12 protein-coding genes are annotated in these 20541 nt (G+C 46.1%); 4 read left to right on the top strand and 8 right to left on the bottom strand.

Going from position 1 to position 20541, the window contains the following annotated elements; translation table 11 throughout:
* Positions 1–5 precede the first annotated feature (5 nt).
* The 8 genes from BACPLE_RS15915 to BACPLE_RS15880 form a co-directional block, all read right to left on the bottom strand.
* Positions 6–1448 carry a tagaturonate reductase gene (locus BACPLE_RS15915; RefSeq protein ID WP_007563844.1) on the bottom strand — a complete coding sequence of 481 codons (1443 nt, stop codon included), beginning with the start codon at positions 1446–1448 and terminating at the stop codon, positions 6–8.
* A 240-nt stretch (positions 1449–1688) separates the two neighbouring features.
* Positions 1689–3257 (bottom strand): glycoside hydrolase family 28 protein, encoded by a 1569-nt coding sequence (locus BACPLE_RS15910; RefSeq protein ID WP_040313344.1) that lies wholly within the window; start codon positions 3255–3257, stop codon positions 1689–1691.
* Between the two features lie 28 nt (positions 3258–3285).
* Entirely contained in the window at positions 3286–4731 is a 1446-nt protein-coding gene (locus tag BACPLE_RS15905) for a pectate lyase (RefSeq protein WP_394357948.1), read from the bottom strand.
* Between the two features lie 49 nt (positions 4732–4780).
* On the bottom strand, positions 4781–6391 hold the full coding sequence (locus BACPLE_RS15900; protein WP_007563838.1) for a pectate lyase family protein: 1611 nt from the start codon (positions 6389–6391) through the stop codon (positions 4781–4783).
* Positions 6392–6466: 75 nt separating this feature from the next.
* Entirely contained in the window at positions 6467–8110 is a 1644-nt protein-coding gene (locus BACPLE_RS15895; RefSeq protein WP_040313402.1) for a pectinesterase family protein, read from the bottom strand.
* Between the two features lie 40 nt (positions 8111–8150).
* Positions 8151–9974 carry a fibronectin type III domain-containing protein gene (locus BACPLE_RS15890; protein ID WP_007563835.1) on the bottom strand — a complete coding sequence of 608 codons (1824 nt, stop codon included), beginning with the start codon at positions 9972–9974 and terminating at the stop codon, positions 8151–8153.
* A gap of 19 nt (positions 9975–9993) precedes the next feature.
* Positions 9994–11943: a RagB/SusD family nutrient uptake outer membrane protein gene (locus tag BACPLE_RS15885; protein WP_040313401.1), complete on the bottom strand. Its 1950-nt coding sequence runs from the start codon at positions 11941–11943 to the stop codon at positions 9994–9996.
* Positions 11944–11958: 15 nt separating this feature from the next.
* Complete coding sequence (locus BACPLE_RS15880) at positions 11959–15216, bottom strand: SusC/RagA family TonB-linked outer membrane protein (RefSeq protein WP_007563830.1); 3258 nt, start codon at positions 15214–15216, stop codon at positions 11959–11961.
* A gap of 587 nt (positions 15217–15803) precedes the next feature.
* Here BACPLE_RS15880 and BACPLE_RS15875 point away from each other — a divergent pair.
* The 4 genes from BACPLE_RS15875 to BACPLE_RS15860 all read left to right on the top strand — a co-directional run bounded on the left by BACPLE_RS15875 (position 15804) and on the right by BACPLE_RS15860 (position 20538).
* Entirely contained in the window at positions 15804–16412 is a 609-nt protein-coding gene (locus BACPLE_RS15875) for a thiamine phosphate synthase (protein ID WP_007563828.1), read from the top strand.
* Positions 16413–16504: 92 nt separating this feature from the next.
* Entirely contained in the window at positions 16505–17443 is a 939-nt protein-coding gene (locus BACPLE_RS15870; RefSeq protein WP_040313343.1) for a ribose-phosphate pyrophosphokinase, read from the top strand.
* Between the two features lie 130 nt (positions 17444–17573).
* A complete protein-coding gene (locus BACPLE_RS15865; protein ID WP_007563822.1) occupies positions 17574–19211 on the top strand; it encodes a B12-binding domain-containing radical SAM protein in 1638 nt (545 codons plus the stop codon).
* Between the two features lie 91 nt (positions 19212–19302).
* A complete protein-coding gene (locus tag BACPLE_RS15860; RefSeq protein WP_007563820.1) occupies positions 19303–20538 on the top strand; it encodes a hypothetical protein in 1236 nt (411 codons plus the stop codon).
* Positions 20539–20541 lie beyond the last annotated feature (3 nt).

Genomic DNA, 20541 nt, shown 5'->3' with positions numbered 1-20541 from the left:
ATCAATCAGCCCACATAGGCCTTTACCACCTGATACATACCTTTGTCACAAATATCAGTCAGCATCTCTGTGACCAGCAGAGAAAGTCCGGGTATCTCATTCAAATCTTCTCCCCAAATGAATTCTGCCCCCAGCACCTGACGGGTTACCTCATCCAGGTTTTCAGTTTTCCAGGCATCCTTTACAAACGCCATAATCTCAGGCGCATCATTGGGTACGATTTCTGCACCATCTGCCCGGCAGCCTCCTTTATAATACACAATCAATGCCGCCAGTCCCAGCACAATGCCATAAGGAAGTATTCCTTTCCGGTTATAATATTCCTTGACAGAAGGAAGATCTCTTGCCGTAAATTTCGGGAAAGCATTCAGCATGATGGAAGTCACCTGATGGTCAACGAAGGGATTCTCAAAACGTTCGATGACACTGACCGCAAAAGCTTTCAGTTCGTCCACCGGAAGAGAAAGTGTCTGCATCAGTTCCTCAGCCATCACCTTACGGATGTATTTTCCTATCACCGCATCCTGACAAGCATCGCGCACAATGTCAATGCCCGAAAGATAAGCAATCGGAGAAAGAATGGTATGTGTGCCATTCAATAAGGTCACTTTACGTTCGTGATACGGCTTTTCCGAAGGAACGAACAACACATTCAAACCTGCCTTGCTGGCCGGGAACTCATTTTCCACACTCTGCGGAGCCTCGATAACCCACAAATGAAAAGCTTCTCCCTGCACGACGAGGTTGTCATCGTAGCCCAAATGTTCCTTTATGCTGTCAATCGTCTTTCTCGGGAAACCCGGAACAATACGGTCTACCAGCGTGGCATATACTCCACAAGCCGTTTCAAACCAAGACTTAAATTCTTCTTCCAGCTGCCAGAGTTCAATATACTGATAGATGGTTTCTTTCAACTTATGTCCATTCAAGAAAATCAGTTCACACGGAAAAATAATCAACCCCTTGTCTGCCGCTCCATGGAAAAACTTATAACGGTGATACAACAACTGTGTCAGTTTGGCCGGATAAGAAGCCGGAGGAGTATCTTCCAACCGGCAAGCCGGATCGAACGTAATGCCAGCCTCTGTCGTATTAGAGATGACAAAACGGATTTCAGGCTGTTCGGCCAAAGCCAGATATGATGCATATTCCTTGTAAGGATTCAGGCAACGGCTAATGACGTCAATCATTCGATAAGAATTAATGACCTCTCCTTTTTCCAATCCTTGCAAATTGACATGATACAATCCGTCCTGCTGATTAATCATATCAATCATTCCCTTTTCAATGGGCTGCACCACGACCACATTCCCATTAAAATCTGTTTTTTCATTCATGTTCGAAATAATCCAATCGACAAAGCATCGCAAGAAATTTCCCTCTCCAAACTGAATGACCTTTTCCGGACGAACCGTCTTTACTGCTGTTTCGCTATTTAATTTCTTCATGATAATAATAGTATTTATAAATTCATATAGGAGCAAAAATAGAGAGATAGGACAAGAAAGATGTGTAATAATCGTTTATAGAATCGTATTTTTTGTTCTATCCCGCCCATATCCTTTATTGCATACCTCCATACAAAAAGCGCCTCAGGAGACATTGCTGTCATCCTGAGGCACTACAAATGAAACCTTATTTTTAACCAATCTCACATGACAAATCTGACAATTAGTGTCGTTCTGTCATCATTCTTGATAAGTCTTTCCATTTACCGTTACATGCTTCGAATTCTTTACCTGAAGCACGTTTCCTTCCGACTCTACCACCGTATTCTCGATAGTGACATTTTCAGCCTGACTGATTTCGATTCCTTTTTCAGCACGGCTGACAGTGACATCCTTTATGTGCACATTCCGGATAGGCATCTCAGGAAGTCCGTTAAAAAACATGGCACGTCCCACTCCCCTCGCTGTCACATTCGATATGTAAATGTCACGAAATGCCGGCGTTTCTTCCGTTACAGGAGGAACCTCAGCCTTCATCCGGCCGGCCAGTTCCTCGGCCGTTTCTTCACCTGCTGCCTTGCCTCCATAGAACAAGTCAAACAACAAAGCCTCATGAGGAATGTCTATCATATTGATATTGTGAATATGAATGTTCTCCACCACTCCTCCACGGCCTCTTGTACTCTTAAACCGCAAACCAACATCTGTTCCAAGGAAGGTACAGTCGGACACATAAATATTTTTTACACCACCCGACATTTCACTTCCTACCACAAAACCGCCATGTCCATGCAGCACTACATTGTTTTTCACAATGACATTCTGACAAGGTTCACCTCGTTTGCGTCCATCCTCATCTTTGCCCGACTTGATGCAAATGGCATCGTCTCCGGCATCAAACACATTGTTTATAACCAGTGCATTGGTACACGACTCCAAGTCAAGTGCATCTCCATTTTGAGAATACCAAGGATTAAACACCTTTACACCGTCAATCGTAATATGTTCGCACGAAAGAGGATGCAAACACCAGCTGGGCGAATTCTTGAATGTGACTCCCTTCAGCAACACGTTCTTGCATTTTGCCAGGCTTAAAAGAACCGGACGCAACCAAGGACGAATCTCATTCCATTGCTCTTCCGTTTCTATACCTTCCGGATTATTAAATTCCTTGCAAGCTTTAGCCCCTTTCAAGGAACCTTCAGTGGGATACCATATATTATTTTCTACTACTCCCCCGGATGCCAGTAATGACTTCCATTGCGATTCAGTCATCTTCCCTTTCTTCACCGGACGCCAACTGTCGCCCGCTCCATCAAAGACTCCATGTCCGGTAATGGCTATATTCTCCGCATTGACTGCAGAAATAGGTGACTGACAACGACGTGTTTCCAGCCCCTCGAACGAGGTCTCGATAATAGGATAATCATTGAAATTGTCCGAAAACAGAATCAGGGAGTTTTCTTCCGTATAAAGATTGACATTGCTTTGCAACTCTATCGGTCCGGTCAACCATAGTCCCTGCGGAATGATTACCTTACCGCCTCCCCGGGCACTTACCTTCTGAATAGCTTTGTTAATGGCTTCCGTGTTCAAGGTCTTCCCATCAGCCACTGCGCCAAAGTCCTTAATATTCACCTCATAATCAGGAAATACCGGTTGCACCACCCGTGGCATTTCAAAAGGCAACTGACTATATAGGCAAGAGTCTGTACTTTCACCATTCACCACCGATTTTCCGTTCGAAGTGCAAGCAAAAGAAAAAAGACTCAAAACCAGTACAGATAAACTTCTAACCAAAAAATTCATTCTTACAACTTGATTTAAAGTGATAACGTTATTTCTTCAAAGCTTCCTGCGGATAAAGATGTGCCACAAGGCCATTCAAATACACCTCCAGATTGGTATAAGAAGCACTCAGGTTATAAGCCGCGCCGTCACTTCCATTTTCTGGATTCAGTCCGTGTGCTTTTTCCCATTCATCAGGCATACCATCACCATCCGTATCGACAGGTGCAGCAGTCTGCTTGTACTCTCCCCATCCTCCTACATCGGCCGGACGGTCAATCATCCCATTGGTACTGCCATGTGAACCTTCATAAGTATACGTTCCCTTACGCACCTCTTCCGTAATACGCTTGTCATGCGCATCGCGTGAAAAAGATGCACCGGCAAAATTCAATACAGATTCATAAGCGTCCCATGTAGACTGCAAAGAAGTATGTTCTGCTATTTCAAACGGCTTGTTATATAACACCTCATTCACAGGTGCAAATTCCTTCTTAATAATCAAGCCAGCCGCATTGTCTTTATTGACGACCATGATAGCTTTACGCTGTTTTTCCGTAAGTTTATCACAAGTAGGATCAATATAGTTTCCTCCCAGATAGAACAAACCGTGCGTACCTGCTGCATTATTGTTCTTACCGTCATCGGCATAAGCCGTGAACAGACGCTTGTAGGAAGACTTTGTGGCCGTAAAAGGACCCGGCTTATAGTAGTTATTAATAAAGTTGTACTCTCCACCTTCACCGGCATAGGCACCGTCGCTACCGTAATTATAGATTACGTTATTAAACAGCTCCACCTTCTCTGCTTCAGGCTTTCCGGTATAACGACTTCCGCACAAACGCGGTGTACGGTTGGTGTGATGCGCCAGCAGATTATGATGGAACGATGCTTTCTGACCACCCCAGATGCCTCCATATCCATGTGCTCCCTTTTCATGAATGGAATTAGCCAGACTCTCACTGATGACACACCACTGAAGCGTGAAATTACTGTTGTTGTAGAACGTGGCACACTCATCAGTACTCCAGCTTATTGAACAATGGTCTATGATGATATTCTTATGATATTTAAAGCCATTCATGGCATCGTCGCCCTTTTGTTTGATGTCATCTCCCATCCGCGAACGGATGAACCGCACGATTACGTTGTCTGCCTGAATGCCAAAGGTGTAATTCTTCAGGCAGATACCATCACCAGGAGCCGTTTGTCCGGCAATGGTCAAATCGCCGTTATTAATCTTCAACGGCGACTGAAGTTCGATAATGCCACTCACCGCAAACACAATGGTGCGAGGACCTTTTTTCCGGATAGCCCAGCGAAGCGTACCTTCCGAGCCGTCATCCTTCAAGGAGTTTACCACCAGGACCTGTCCACCAGCTCCACCGGTAGTATATTTTCCCGCACCATCTGCTCCCGGAAAGGCCGGAACCGTTGTCCGGTCCGGTACAGGATAAGAAACCAAATCGCCTGCATGTGCAGCTACTGCACTCATACATATCATGCCGCAAATTCCTGCTACTAAAAAATTCTTCATAACTTATTTATTTTATAGGATATAAATCTTCAACTAAACTATTTATATAAACCTCCAGATTGGTATACTCTTTACTCAGATTATATTTGGCACTGTCATCCGTATTCTTGTCAAGCCCATGCGCTTCTTCCCAATAATCCGGAATGCCATCCTTATCGGTATCCTTCTGAGTTGTTCCGGCTGTATATTCAGGCCAGCCACCCACATCGCCTGCACTGTCAATAATACCAAACGTACCACCATTGCTGCCGTTCGCAGTATAATCTCCGTTGCGTACATTATTTACAATACGCGTATCCACCGCATCACGCTTAGTCGAAACACCGGCATAATTCAACACCGCTTCGTAGGCTTCTGCTGCCGTTTGCGTGAACTGGCCGGCATCTTGTGAAATCACGAACTCCACTTCCGATCTGATAGAAGCAGGATCATTGTCAGGCAAAGGGACCTTCTCTGTCGCATTCGGCTGAAGACCAATCCAGTTATCCTCATTCACGGAAGCAGCCAATGCCTTCATCTCTTCCGTCAAATAAGAACAGGAGGTATCAAAATAGTTTCCGCTAAGATGAAAAACGCCCCAAACACCTTTTTGGTTATTATTGGTACCATCATCTCCATTCGGCTGAAAAATACGGTTCACCAGATTTTTCTTCTGCGCGGTAGAAGGCCCGGGCTTATAATAATTATTCACAAAATTATAGCTGCCACCTTCACCTGCATAACCGCCATTCGTAGTTCCCCAGTTATAGAACACATTATTACGAAGGTCTACCTTCTCTTTTTCCGGCATGCCCGTATAGCGGCTGCCACACAAACGAGGCGTACGGCTGCTGTGATGAGCAATCAGGTTATGATGGAAAGTAGCCGGAGAACCGCCCCAGATACCTCCGTAACCATGCGCTCCCTTTCCGTGTACGGAATTAGCCAGACTCTCACTGATAATGCACCACTGCATCGTAAAGTTGGTATTATCATAGAAAGAGGCACATTCATCTGTACTCCAACTGACAGAACAGTGATCAATAAGAACATTCGTGTTCTCTTTCCCCCACAGGGCATCTGCTCCGTCGGCTTCTTCCGCTGTCAACTTATCAGAGCCCATCCGGCAACGGATAAAACGGACTATCACGTTATCGGCCTTGATGGACACGGGATGACCTTTCAAACAGATTCCCCCTCCGGGAGCCGTCTGTCCGGCAATGGTTACATCGCCATTCTTTATATCCAGTTCACTCTCCAATTCTATCAAACCACCTTTTGCAAAGACAATGGTTCTGGGGCCAGTCTGATTGACAGCCCAACGTAAGGTACCTTCCGTTCCATCATCGGCCAGTGAGGTCACCGTCAGGACTTTTCCTCCGGCACCTCCTGTCGTATATGCCCCGGCTCCGTAAGCTCCAGGGAAGGCTACGATAGACGAACGGTCGGGTGTGCCATAATCAGGCAAATCTCCAAACTGGTTTTCTCCGTCTCCATCTGTCGGTTCATCATTATCCGTATCTGTGTCCGAAGGATTCTCATTCCCCGGTTCATCCGTCACCTGCTTTTCTGAACAAGATGCACTACTTGCCGACAGAAGAAAACCCAGTAACAGATAAGAAATATATCTTTTACGCATATTCTTATTTTATTATCATTTAAACGAAATAAAGTTGCCGGAATCCACTTCGTTCCGGTTCCGGCAACATCAGGTTTAATCACTCAGGCAGCCATATTTATTAACAGACTTCACTGTATAAGTACCGCCATTGGCATTTACCTCATAGCTGGTTTCTGTGGTCTGGCCCACATATACGCCATCTTCGAATACAAGATAACAGATTGCCTTGTTCTGACCGTCCCAGCTCAGTGTCGTTCCATAAATACTTACATTCTCTACAGCCGGCAATTTTTCAGTGGTATAATAAGATTTAGGATCCCATCCGTCATCACCTTTCACCACATTGTCGTATGTGTAGTTTGCAGCTTCAGTTTCCGTCAATACCAGACTTTTTTCGTAAGGAACAGAAACTCCGCCCACTGTAAACGAGTTTTTACGCTTGCTCGTATCCACCGCATTTCCATTGGCATCCACTGTATTGTATTCAGCATATAGATAAGGTGATACACTCATGTCCATATATCCTGCATCCGCAATCTTCACCTTGCAAGTAGTATTTATCCAGATGGCAATCGGCTTGTTCTGCCAGGGTCTGCCAAAGTAAGTATTGTCATTGGCTTCCGGAACTCCGTCGACAATACAATCACGCATGATATGTCCCCAGGTTGTGCCTTCGTAATGACTGCCGGCAGTCATTACATTACCACTTGAATACACATTATAGAAGGTAGAGTTTTCTACCAGCAGGTTACCGTTTCCATACAGATAGTCCGTCTTCCCTTCAATCCAGCAATTGTCTGCATAGTTACGGTTATTCAATCCTTTCCAGTTATCACTCTCATTGTTACGAACCCACCATGTATCCTGGAAAGAAACGGCCTTACAATTATAGAATGAGATACGGTCGGCACGAGTCATCAACGCATCTGCCTGTCCATCCCCAAACATACCTCCATACTCAGCAGTGCGTGCACCATAAAGGTTAATGAAAGAAATATTCTCCGCATGGAAATCGTTTGATTTCACCAGTACCACAGCCTCATTGCTGGAAGTCAAGCCATTTGCTTGGGCAAAAGCTGAGTTTTGAGAAGAATAATCCCAACCCACAGGCTGGCTTCCCGAGCCATCCCACTTCACACGGCACATCAGTTTCTGAATCTTTGTTTTCTCCACATCCTGTCCTATCAGATGGATATAAGGTTTGGTAATTATCAGTGCCTCGTCATAGGCTCCGTTAGCCACAAATATCAGATAAGGCTGCTCCGATGAACTCGGGGCCTTTTCTATAGCCTCGGTTATGGTGGTGTAATCACCATTACCGTTGCAATCAACTACGGCATCAAAAAGACGTTTTTCCAACTTGATTTCATAAATCAGGTTCAAACCTTCGTATTTCTGTACTCCATCCATGTCGGTCAAAGCCCCCGAGGGGATATCCAGTGTAAGATGATCAGCCAAAGGCTCTGAATAATGCACCCGAACCACATTGTCGGTGATAATCACACGTATGGCAGAACCATTCAGTGTAATTTCAGTATCAGGAGCCTGACGTACACTCTTGGAAAAGGTCAGTTCTATGGTTCCTTCCGTACTGACATTCTCTCCCTGTCCGGGGGTACATGACAACAGCGTAAGTGCGCTGCTGTCCGTTCCGTTTTCATCGTCTTTACAAGACATTATCAGCAAGCTGCACATCAAGCAAAAAAACATATTGGTAAAAATAGATATTTTTTTCATGGAGCATTTTTTATTTACAGATTTCATTTGTGCTTTTTTCTCATTTATTCCAGCGCGGATCACCGTAGGCCTTATAATCGGCTGCTTTCACAACAAAATTTCCACTCGCAGGGTCTTCAAACAAATCAGTGGCTGACAATTCTGTTTTAGTAGCCCAGTTCACCGAATAACAATCAGATGTTGTATATACATTTGTACCTGTCACCGAACTATTGTTATTAGGAGTGGTGGTATTTACTGTGCCCATCAGCGTATTCGAGATAGTAAAAATATTAGCTGAATTATAACCATCACTTCGAATAAGAGCCTGCGAAGCATTATACAACGTAGAAGCTGTGATTTCCAGTGAATATGGTTCTGTCTGTGCCACACGGAACATATTGCCGGTGCAACCATTTACAGTTGAATTCACCATTGTTATTTTGTTCACAATATAGTTTGTAGTTGTATACACCACAGAATAGTTACCAATATTTGTTACAATACAATCACTAAACGACAAATTTTTCAAAGTGCCGCTACCCTTGTCACGTTCACAGAATACTCCGGCCGCATTGGCAACATTACATGATTCAAAAGACAGACTTTCTATCGTACCCGTACCCTTCTGACGGAAAATATAATTGCTGGTACCGTTTGATTCCACATTCAAATTATAGAATCTTACCTCAGACTTGTCTCCAGACAAACTCAAGCCTCGGGTCTTGAATGTCGGTTTTTGCATATTATCCTCTCCTTCTTCTCCCCATAAAATCAAGGAAGTAATAGCAGCAGGAATCTCTGTCTGGAACGATGTATTGGCAGTCAAGTCAATCGTAACCCCCTGAGGAATGATGATGGCCAGTTTTCCTGAATTGTCATTCAAAGCGCCAGCCCACTCATCACGAGAAGTCAAAGTTACCTGCGTATAATCACTCGGAATACCAACGGCTGTCTGGAATACTTTTCGAGCACGTACCACTTTGTCACGCATAATTGCAACTGTATACGTAGTACTTGGTTCCAAATTGTTCAATTCAATCCGGCATGCCGTTTCTTCTTCCGCCGAAAGTGCATTCTGAGTTTCATCACTTGGATATACATCTCCTTTCAGCAACACATATCCAGTGAGGCGCCCGACCCCTTCTGTCCAGGTAAATACAGCCGAATGCTGAGTAATTTCAGAGACTTCCGATTCTACCTCTACAGACATACTCGTAGTAACTTCTATTTCACCACGTGCTACCTCACCGTTATATATGGTTATGGTATATTCTGTATTCGGATTCAATCCCATCAACGTAACTTTACCGACAGCCTTTTCCTCGTCAGTCAATTCATAAGTAACCAGTGTACCATCCTGAGTATAGGTGATATGTGTCACCTCCAGACCGGCTTCCCAGGTCAGACTTACAGACTCGTCAGTAATCTCCGTTTCAGAAGGCTCATTCAGGATTTGTTCCTTATCGGTAGTAAACTTATACTCAGGAAGATATACCCAATTAGACTCTTTCTCTTTTGAAACAGACTTAATACGAAGGTAATAAGTCGTTTCTCCCATCAATCCCGTAATCGTGTAAGGTGACTGGGTGATGCTGCCATCCTCTCCATACACCAGACTACCTTCCGCTCCCATTTGAACGGCATCGTACAAAGAGTCTGTACTAGCTTCTATGATATAGTATTCCGTGTCTTTCGTCGACTCCCATTTTATCTCTGCCGATACGGCACTGGCAGATACTGAGAAACTGGACTCTTTGGTTCCAAACAAACGGTCGTAAGCAGAATCCACTCCCCAGTCATTTCCGTCAGTACATGAGGAGACGCACAACGAAGCAAAAAGCAATGCCAGCCCTGCTCCCGATATATGATTTAATATTTTCATAACAGACTTATTTTAAAGGTTAATTTGAATAACCGTATGAATTATACAAAGTGCCGTTGGAAGCGGAAATTGTGGTAGAAGCTATTGGAAGCAAGTAACGGTTTATTACAGTTACGTTGTTACCCACCAGACCGCTGGAAATAGAAGGCAAATTAGTTTCACTCTGTGTTTTAGTGGAAGTGGTTCGTTCTGTACCCCAGAAAGAAGCGCTGTCATCATAATCACTCTCCGTTTTGCCAGAAGGAATTCCATGCCAGGTTACACTGCTCATGTCGATCGATGTCTTCGATTCATCCGTGTAATTGAAGTAAATCTTTTTTGGATAACCGTTCGATTCATCCTGCATCTGACTCATGTAATCCGACTTAAACTGGCTGATCTTATCGGCCAGCAAGTTCCAGCGAATCAGGTCAAACTTACGGCAGCCTTCACCCGCCAGTTCCCATGCATTTTCATCGACAATGGCTTCAAAAAAGGCTTCTTTGGAATTCGGAATGTTGTTTACATACGCCTTCGCTTCATTTTTATGTTCTTCGTCATAAGCACGAACGTGTACCAGTTCCAGCGCTTGCCGTGCTGTCATGCCATTGGCCGAACCACCGAAATCCGCATCCGGACCACCGGCCAGTTCATTCATGACCTCTGCATACATCAGCAATACCTGAGAATATCTCATTCTTACACAGTTGATACCTGTCATCCATTTATTCTCCGGCGTGCTTAATGCCAGTGCATTCAGTTCGTCGCTCATCTTTCTTACATCCCATTTGCCTACATAAATGCCAAAAGGTGCATTTCCTAACATCGATTCTTTTGTCACCCCGTCTTCCTCTTCAATCTTGATATTTGAACAGGTTATATCCCGCCGCGAATCATTTTCCTGGAACGACCAGAAATAAGGAGCCGTCAGTTTCTGTACTCCAGAGCTGTTCTTTCCATACTTGGAAGTGTAGTTATTGGCACGTACTCCAATAGAGTAACCCAGTTCACCAGTGAAGCCCATGCCCATCGGAATTTCAAACATATTTTCACGGTACGTTTCATCCAGTTTCAGCTGATTCAGCAAATACCACTCATTTTCAAATGAAGGATTCAGTGAATGAGGACCTTCCTTGATAATTGTCGACAAATGTGTCAGAGCCAGTTCATACATCTTCTGGCGAGTTTGCGCATCACAACGCTGTGTCGGATAGGTAGGGTCAGAATAAGATGCCGTTTCATATCCATCCTTGGCTGTTTCACGAATGGCCCATCCGGCACGTGTCAACGCAATATTGGCCAACAGTGCATGAGCATATCCTTTTGTCACCCGTTCCGTAGTGTAAGAATACTGACCTGCCCATGGCAACAACTCCACAGCTTCTTCCAGGTCTGCAATCAGTGTATCCATAATCTCATCACGATCTGTCTTTCCCAGATAAGCATTGCTCAAATCGGGTTTGGAGGATTCTATTTTCAAAGGTATATCGCCAAAGAAACGAATCAAATCAAAATAAATCATCGCACGGATAGTCAATGCTTCTCCCTTATACCGCTTCATGCTTTCCGCATCTTCACCTCCAGCTGCAATCAAGGAACTTCCCTCAATACCTTCAATGGCCAGATTGGCATTTTCAATAATTCCATACATGGCATCCCATAATTTGGCAAGGTCTGACCATCCTGCACTGGCATTATAGTTCATGACACCCCGACGGTGACCAGTGTTATAGGCTTCAGAGCCCAATCCGTCAATCAGCTCACAGTCTGTATTCAGTCCCCAGACAATTGGAATGTACTGCGAGTAAGTCTGGTCCTGTCCCATGTCACCATATAATTTATTGATTGCAAATTCAGTATAACCTACTGACTCATACACGTTCTGAGTCGGATATTCAGAAGGCGAAGTCTGGTCCAGGAAATCGGAACAAGCACTAAAACTCACCAGGCCGGCAGCCAGACACATCGTTTTCAGTATATAATTTTTCATTTTTTCTCCTTTCAATTAGAATGTAACATTAACACCACCCACAAACGTACGGCTCTTTGGATAAGACGCATAATCAATACCTGGAGTCATCGCGTTCTTTTTACTGCTTGTATCCACTTCAGGATCGGAACCGGAATATTTTGTAAACACGAGCAAATTATATCCCGTCACATAGAATCTTACCTTTTGCATGAAACATTTCTTGGTCCAGGCGGCAGGCAAGGTATATCCAATTGTCACGTTGTTCAGGCGCAGGAAGGAGGCATCCTCCACGGCATAATCGTTCAGCTGCATCAATGTTACGGCAGCCGGATTATAAATAGAAGCATTGGAATTGATTTCATTCAACCGGGCAATCACTCCCAATTCTCCTCCGTAAGCCTGAAGGGTACTGGTACTTAGTTTACCCAGGTTCGAGCCTGTGGCCGGATCAATCCATGTATAACGGTTTGCCAAGGCAAAATCTCCATTCAAGTTGTAACCTTTGGAAGAGCCGGCATAGAAAGAAGTGGCCAGTTTCGTGCCATTTACAATCTGATTACCCACTGAATAATTCAGGAACACATTGAAATCGAAATTTCCTACATGTCCATCCAGTCCAAATCCACCGGTCAGCGGGGCTATGGTATTACCCAGCTTCTGCTTGACGGGATCGCCGTTCTCATCACACACCAGTTTCAACCCTCCCGGATAGTACTGCCCGCCGGTCAGTGTGGCACTATTATCTTTCACGCCATCTTTCAGAACCCAGGTTGTTCCATTCAGAATCAGTTCGCCGGTAGGATTGGTTACCGGGTCATACGCCGTATAAAAGCCATTGGTCTTATATCCCCAGATTTCGCCCAGAGAACCACCCTGTTCTACACGGAAGTCTTCATATTTAGAAATGATACTGCCCGCCCAGTTACTACTCTGCCAGGGATTGTCGGTAGCCAGTTCATCAATCCGGTTACGGTTATACGCCAGATTCAGGTTAAAATTCAATCCGAAGTTTTTCTTTTCTACCAAAGCAGCATTCAGCGTAAGTTCTACACCTTTGTTGGAAGTCTTTCCGAAATTACGGTACTGATAATTGAATCCTGTATTCGAAGGTATTTCAGATCTCATCAGCAAATCCTTGGTCGTGTTCCAGTAAAGGTCCAACGAACCGGAAAGACGGTTATTGAAGAATCCGAAATCCAGACCGATGTTTCGAGTTATAGTTGTTTCCCATTTCAGATTCGGGTTATACAGATTATCAGAAAGTTCCAGCATGCTCTGACGCACTTCATTGAAGAAGGGGGCTTTCGATGTGTTGCTGGCCAGGGTGTAAGTGGTATAAATCAAGCCCGAATTGATCCGGTTATTACCTGCCGTACCCAAACTCAACCGCAACTTTAAGTTTGACAGCCAATTCTGTGCGGATTTCATAAACTTTTCATCCGACAAGCGCCATGCAAAAGCTGCCGAAGGGAATACTCCCCACTGATTGCCTTTAGCGAACTTGCTGGAGCCATCACCACGAACGGTTACCGTAAACAGATAACGGTCCATCAAAGTATAATTTACACGACCGAAGAAAGAAAGCATATTCTCCTTCGCTCCGATAGTAGACTGGTTTGCCAACGGAGTTCCAATGCCCGAACTGGCCAGAATTTCATCCACAGTCATGGAAGTCGGGAAAGCAATAGACGTACTTTCCAGAGAAGTTTTTTGGCTGCTGCTTACTTCATGTCCCACCAGCACATTGATTTTATCACGTCCGCCAAACAGTTTCTTATTGTCGTAAGTCAATGTATTGGCATTACGCCAGCTGCGGGTCGTTGCATTGGTAAACACGGCTTCCGGTTTTCCCTTCTCACCCAGATTAGTATATTGAGTGGCATCGGCTCCCCATGCCTGGTCGATATTTTCGTACTTCCATCCATATCCGAACTCACTGCGGAAAGTAAAGTTCTTGAACGGTTTCCAGTTTAAGCCCACATTATAATTCTGGTTGAAAGTTCTCTTCTGCTTGTATGTAGCCTCCAGACGTTCCAACGGATTCTTTTGTGTAGTAGTATTATTGTCTTCCGTATCCGATGAATCATACGACAATGGATTTACAGGACGGAAACGAGCCGCATTCGCCACAATAGAGTTGGATGCATTCGATTCATTTGTATCTGCCCCTCCACTCAATCCGTCTACAGTAGCATAGCTCATTCGCGCGTTGAAGTCCAGTGTTATCCATTTGCTCAGAGTAGCTTTGATTTTCGCATTGATGTTGTCTTTCACGAATCCGGAGTTCAACATGATGCTTTTCTCTTCGTTATGCGCATAGCTCACATTATAAGTCACGTCCTTTCCACCTCCGCTCACGTTCACATTATACTGCTGCTGTGTACCTGTGCGTCCAAATATTTCATCCTGGAAGTCCTGCCCTTCTACCGACTTCCAGATATCAATATCGCTGTAATTTCCATAATCCTGAGAATCAAGTTCCCACTGATATGCCACATAATCATAAGGACTGAGCACCTTCATCATCTTAGCCACCTTTTTCATACCGAAAGAAGCTCCGAAATCCACCTGAGTCTTACCTTCATGACCGCTCTTGGTAGTCACAATGATTACTCCGTTGGCACCACGTGCACCATAGATGGCCGTAGACGATGCATCTTTCAATACATCAATGCTTTCAATTTCCGTAGGAGAAATATCACTGATACTTGACACCGGGAAACCGTCTACAATATACAAAGGAGAGTTATCTTGCGACAGAGAGCCACCTCCACGCACACGTATGTTTACCTCAGCATCGGGAGCACCGTCAGTAGTCGTCACACTTACACCGGACAACTTACCTGTTAAAGCCTCACTTACACTTGATACAGGAACAACTGCCAGGTCTTCTGCTTTCACAGAAGCTACGGAACCAGTCAGGTCACGTTTTTGCACCGTACCGTAGCCCACGACTACCACTTCATCCAGAATTTCCGTGTCTTCTTTCAGCACAATTGACAGCGGAGTGTTCAAATTTCCCTTTAAAGTCAGCTCTTGGGTTTTATAGCCTACGTATGACAAGACCAGTGTCTGTCCGGATTTCACATTTGGAATTCTAAAATTTCCATCAATATCGGTCACCGTTCCAACCCGCGTATCTTTCACCAATATGCTCACGCCAATCAATGGTTCCCCCTGGGCGTCTTTTACAGAACCGGTAACTGTCTTTTCCTGAGCAAAGGCATAGAAACTGCACGAGCCCGCTGCAAGAAACAGACAAACCTTTTTTGCATTTATTCCAATATCCATATTCTTTAGATTATTAGGTATTATTTTTAAGTTATTATTTCATTTCCGATTTAAGATTATCGTGTGCGTGTTCGTATCTGTCTGTCTACCGGGAATGCTACGCGTCAGTCCTCATAACAGGCTCCGCATTCTGCCCTTTCAACGATGTACAAAAGTAGCACATAATACTATTGTCATAGAGGAATTATTGATAAATAGGGTCTAAAAATTGGTTTATTTTATAGGCTACAGGTACTTCTGGCGTGGAAAAAGTGGGAAAAACAATTTTTACACATCTTCCCCAACACAAACGGAGACTTATCAGCATTCACTCCCAGTTTCCAGTCGGGAATAAGCAGTGCCTACCAATCGGATAAATACAGAAACCCTCCGTTCATCAGGTAAAAAAACTAATCTGCAATCCCTACGGCATTAAGTAAAAACGTATCTATGCTGTTAATGTTTTCCCCCTTACATCCGGCTGGAATTCACGTCAACACAGAGTTCAAACATGCCCATGATTGCGCTCTCCCCAAAAATAAATATTCACAGGCATTAGGAGTATTACAAAAACGTTACTAACTTTGCACCACAATTTGTGTAACCGCATGAAGTTAATATTGATAACAACCCCTACTTATTTTGTAGAGGAAGACAAGATCATTACTACTCTGTTTGACGAGGGACTGGACATTCTCCATCTGCGTAAACCCGACACAGCTCCGGTTTATGCGGAGCGTCTGCTAACCCTCATTCCCGAAAAATACCACAAGCGTATTGTCGTGCACGACCATTTTTATTTAAAAGAAGAATACAAGCTCAAGGGCATTCACCTGAGCCATCGCAATCCGCTCATTCCGGACAATTATACCGGACACGTGAGTGCATCCTGCCATACCTTTGACGAGGTGATGGCCGACAAGAAAATGTGCGACTACGTATTCCTCAGCCCGATATTCGACAGCATCTCCAAGGAAGGATATGCATCGGCCTTCACATCGGAATCCATCCGTGAAGCTGCCGAGAAAGGCATTATCGACAAACGGGTCATTGCCCTGGGAGGTGTAGACGAGAACAACCTGCTTCAGGTAAAGGATTTCGGTTTCGGGGGAGCCGCTATCTTAGGAGGGCTCTGGAACAAGTTTGACCCCGCTTCAGACTACAATTATCAAGAACTTATCGCTCATTTCAGAAAATTGAAGCGACTGGCCGACTGAGTCATTCGCTAAAATTCTGCCGGAAACGTTTGTCCGGCTTAAAGAAATGGCGTACTTTTGCAGAAAATAAGGCAATATTATCTATTTTTACAATGAGCGCAACATCACCTTTTAAGGTATTCTCTGGAACAAACTCGAGATACCTTGCAGAAAAAATCTGTAACAGCCTGGGCTGTGAACTTGGTAACATGAACATTACTCATTTCGCAGACGGCGAATTTGCAGTTTCCTATGAAGAATCAATCCGTGGACAGCATGTATTCCTGGTACAGTCCACTTTCCCTAACTCAGACAACCTGATGGAACTCCTCCTGATGATTGACGCTGCCAAGCGTGCATCAGCCAAGAGTATCATTGCCGTAGTTCCTTACTTCGGATGGGCTCGTCAGGACCGCAAAGACAAACCGCGTGTGTCTATCGGTGCGAAACTGGTAGCCGACTTGCTGAGCGTAGCAGGTATCGACCGTCTGATTACCATGGACCTTCACGCTGACCAGATTCAGGGATTCTTTGATATTCCGGTTGACCACTTGTATGCGTCTACCATCTTTGCTCCTTACATCCAGTCACTGAACCTGGAGAACCTGGTAATCGCTACTCCTGACGTGGGTGGTTCAAAACGTGCCAGCACATACGCTAAATACCTGGATGTGCCTTTGGTATTGTGCCACAAGACACGCGAAAAAGCAAACGTGGTAGCTTCCATGCAGATTATCGGTGACGTAAAAGACAAGAACGTAATTCTGATTGACGACATGGTAGATACAGCTGGTACCATTACTAAGGCTGCCGACATCATGAAGGAAGCAGGTGCACGCTCTGTACGCGCTATCGCTTCTCACTGTGTAATGTCTGGACCGGCTTCTGAACGTGTACAGAACTCTCAGTTGGAAGAAATGGTATTCACTGACAGTATTCCTTACTCACAGCGCTGCGCTAAGGTAAAACAGTTGTCTATCGCCGACATGTTTGCTGAAACTATCCGCCGCGTGATGTCGAACGAATCTATCAGTTCACAGTACGTAATCTAAAAAACAGTACCGGGCATTTTCCGTAAAGGAAGGGTCCCGTCACCATAAAGGATTTGCAGTCCGGTTTTCCATCGGCTTGCAAATCCTTTTACTTTGTCCTATTCATTCATCATTTGATTCCCGTTTACCCATGAAAATTCTCTGGCTCGACCTGAACAGCTCGTACGCTCACGCCTCGCTGGCCCTTCCGGCCTTGCACGCACAAGTCATGCACGACCCGTCCCTGGAATGGGGAGTGGTGTCAGCCACTATCAACGAAAATCCGGGCATGACAGCCGGAGAAGTCGTACGTCAGGCACCGGATATTCTGGCGGCTACCTGCTGGCTGTTCAACCACGAAGTGCTCATGCACGTCATCAGTCGGGTAAAAGCCATGCTGCCCCGTTGCGTAGTGGCACTGGGCGGTCCGGAGTTTCTGGGACACAACGAAGACTTCCTGCGCACCAACCGCTTTGTAGACTGCGTATTCCGAGGAGAAGGTGAAGAGACTTTTCCGCAATGGATTGCCTGCTGGCAGCAGCCGAAGGAATGGACCCGCATCACGGGACTCTGCTTTCTGGATGCAGAAGGACAATATCATGACAACGGACTTTCACGTGTAATGGCTTTCGATAAGCTGGTGAATCCCGAACAAAGTCCGTTCTTCAACTGGAGCAAGCCGTTCGTGCAACTGGAAACTACCCGCGGCTGCTTCAACACCTGCGCATTCTGTGTGAGCGGAGGAGAAAAGCCGGTCCGCACGCTTTCTGTCGAGGCAATCCGCGAACGTGTCCGACTGATTCACGAGAAAGGCATCCGTAACATCCGGGTGCTCGACCGTACATTCAACTACCAGAGCCACCGGGCCAAAGCCTTGTTCGACCTCTTCCGCGAGTTCCCCGACATGCGTTTCCACCTGGAAATCCATCCGGCTTTGCTTTCGGAGGAACTGAAACAGGAACTTGCTTCCATGCCTAAGGGACTGCTTCACCTGGAAGCAGGCATCCAGAGCCTGCACGAAGAAGTGCTTACCGTCAGCCGGAGAGCCGGCAAACTGGCCGATGCACTGGAGGGACTGCGTTACCTCTGCGCGCTGGACAACATGGAAACACACGCCGACTTGATTGCAGGACTGCCGCTGTATCACCTCTCACAGATTTTCGACGATGTACGCACGCTGGCCGAATACCGTGCGGGAGAAATCCAGCTGGAATCCCTGAAACTGCTGCCGGGCACGGAGATGCGGCACCGGGCCGAGGAACTGGGCATCTGCTACTCTCCCCTGCCGCCCTACGAGGTGCTTCAGACCCGTGAAATCACCCCCGACGAGTTACAGACAGCCCGCCAGCTATCGCGTCTGCTCGACGGATTCTACAACGCACCGGCCTGGCAGGAAATCACCCGCCGTCTGATTGTGGAAGAACCCGACTTTCTGACACGCTTCCTGGACCACCTGATTCAAATCGGGGTCATCGACCAGCCCATGGGACTGGAGCGACGGGGCATCCTGCTCTACCATTTCTGCAAGGAGCACTATCCTCATTTCCTGACCGCCATGAGCCGGGCCTGGATTGAAGCCGGCATGTCACTCAAGAAGGAACCGGCCGAACGGGTACGCACAAAGCACGTCACTCCGCCCGAAGCGTGGACGGTGTGCATAGGTACGTATCGCGACGACCTCCGCCTGTGCAAGCTTCCTGCTCCCGAAGAAGGCCGATGCTACTGGTACGGCTTCGAGACCGAAAGCCAGCAGCTCCGCCCCGTGTTTGCTGCTGTGAGCGAAGAGTAAACTCCTGCCCCATGAAAGGGGGAAAATCGCCTCGGAACATTAGGAAAATTGGCGGGCAAATTATAACTTTGCCCGAATTTTCAACTAGACTATGTATATATTCCGATCGATTCACGAAATTATCAATACCATTGCGGCGGCCAGGGGACTGCTCACGGAAATGTTCGAGAAACGAAAGACGCTGAGTTTCCGCTATTCCGACGCACTGGCACTGCTCAAGGACGATGAAAACCGGTTGAAACTGCTCATAGAGAAAGAAGTCATCCGCCAGAACGGCAACTTCGTGGAACTGGATGCCCGCTTCCTCGACTTTTTCGAACTGCTCCTCGAAGCGAACGAGGAAATCAACACGGCCATCATCGACGAGAACATTGCCTTCCTGCACGAACTGATGGACTACTACGAGAAGGAGCAGATTGCCTCACGCAAGGAGAGCTATGTGCGCAACATCAAGATTACCTTCCAGAAGATTGCACGTACCACCATCCGCAACATCATGAACCTGCAGAGCAGCATCGACAATGCGTTCAAGCACGAACCGACTTACCAGATAAAGATTGCCAAACTGGAAAACCTGGACAAGAAGCGGATTCACATCCAGCAGCTGATTGATACCACCGAAAACCTCATCCTGCACGAGGAACGGCGGTTTTTCCAGCAGGCTACCGACGAGGAACTGAACCGCATCCTGCTGGAACTGCGTAGCGAACTCCAGCTCTCGGCCCACAGCCTCATCCGTGCCCAGCAGGACATCATCAACTACCTGAACCAGATTAAGAGCCAGGTGATTCTGGTAGAGAAAATCCGGAAGGTGAAGTACCTGCAAGACCAGTTTGAGCTACGTTCGCGAAGCAACCTTTCGGAAGTGCTCGAAAGGGAACATTCCGTACTGGTGGAAGGCAGCGTGCCGTCTTCGTTCAAGCTGTCACTGCCCTACCTGAGTACCGACGAGGCACGTCCGGTCATCCTGAAAGTGCTGCGCAACCTGCAGTACCGCGAGATTATCCGCAGCAACGAGGCGGGTGCCTTCAGCGAGGAAGACATGGAATCGCAGGCCATGTACCAGGAGGTCATCGACCTGGAGGAAACCCTGAGCGACTACATCCAGGCGCAGGCACAAACCCGCTGGAACGATGCATCGGCTCCGGAAGAAGACCTCTTCCACTACCTGATGCACTACACCTTCGCCCGCGAAGTGGACGAGCAGGAACGCACCACCTTGTTCTGCCAGATGGTGTCGCTCTACGAAAACCGTCTCCGTATCAGCGAGGAATTCGGTCTGTATCACCAGTACGAATATGCCAAGGTGTATCCGGCCAACTCGTAACCC

Origin of the sequence: Phocaeicola plebeius DSM 17135, from assembly GCF_000187895.1 — a bacterium.
Taxonomy (GTDB): domain Bacteria; phylum Bacteroidota; class Bacteroidia; order Bacteroidales; family Bacteroidaceae; genus Phocaeicola; species Phocaeicola plebeius.
Note: the sequence above shows the minus strand (reverse complement) of the source record. Positions and strands in the feature narration are given on the sequence as shown.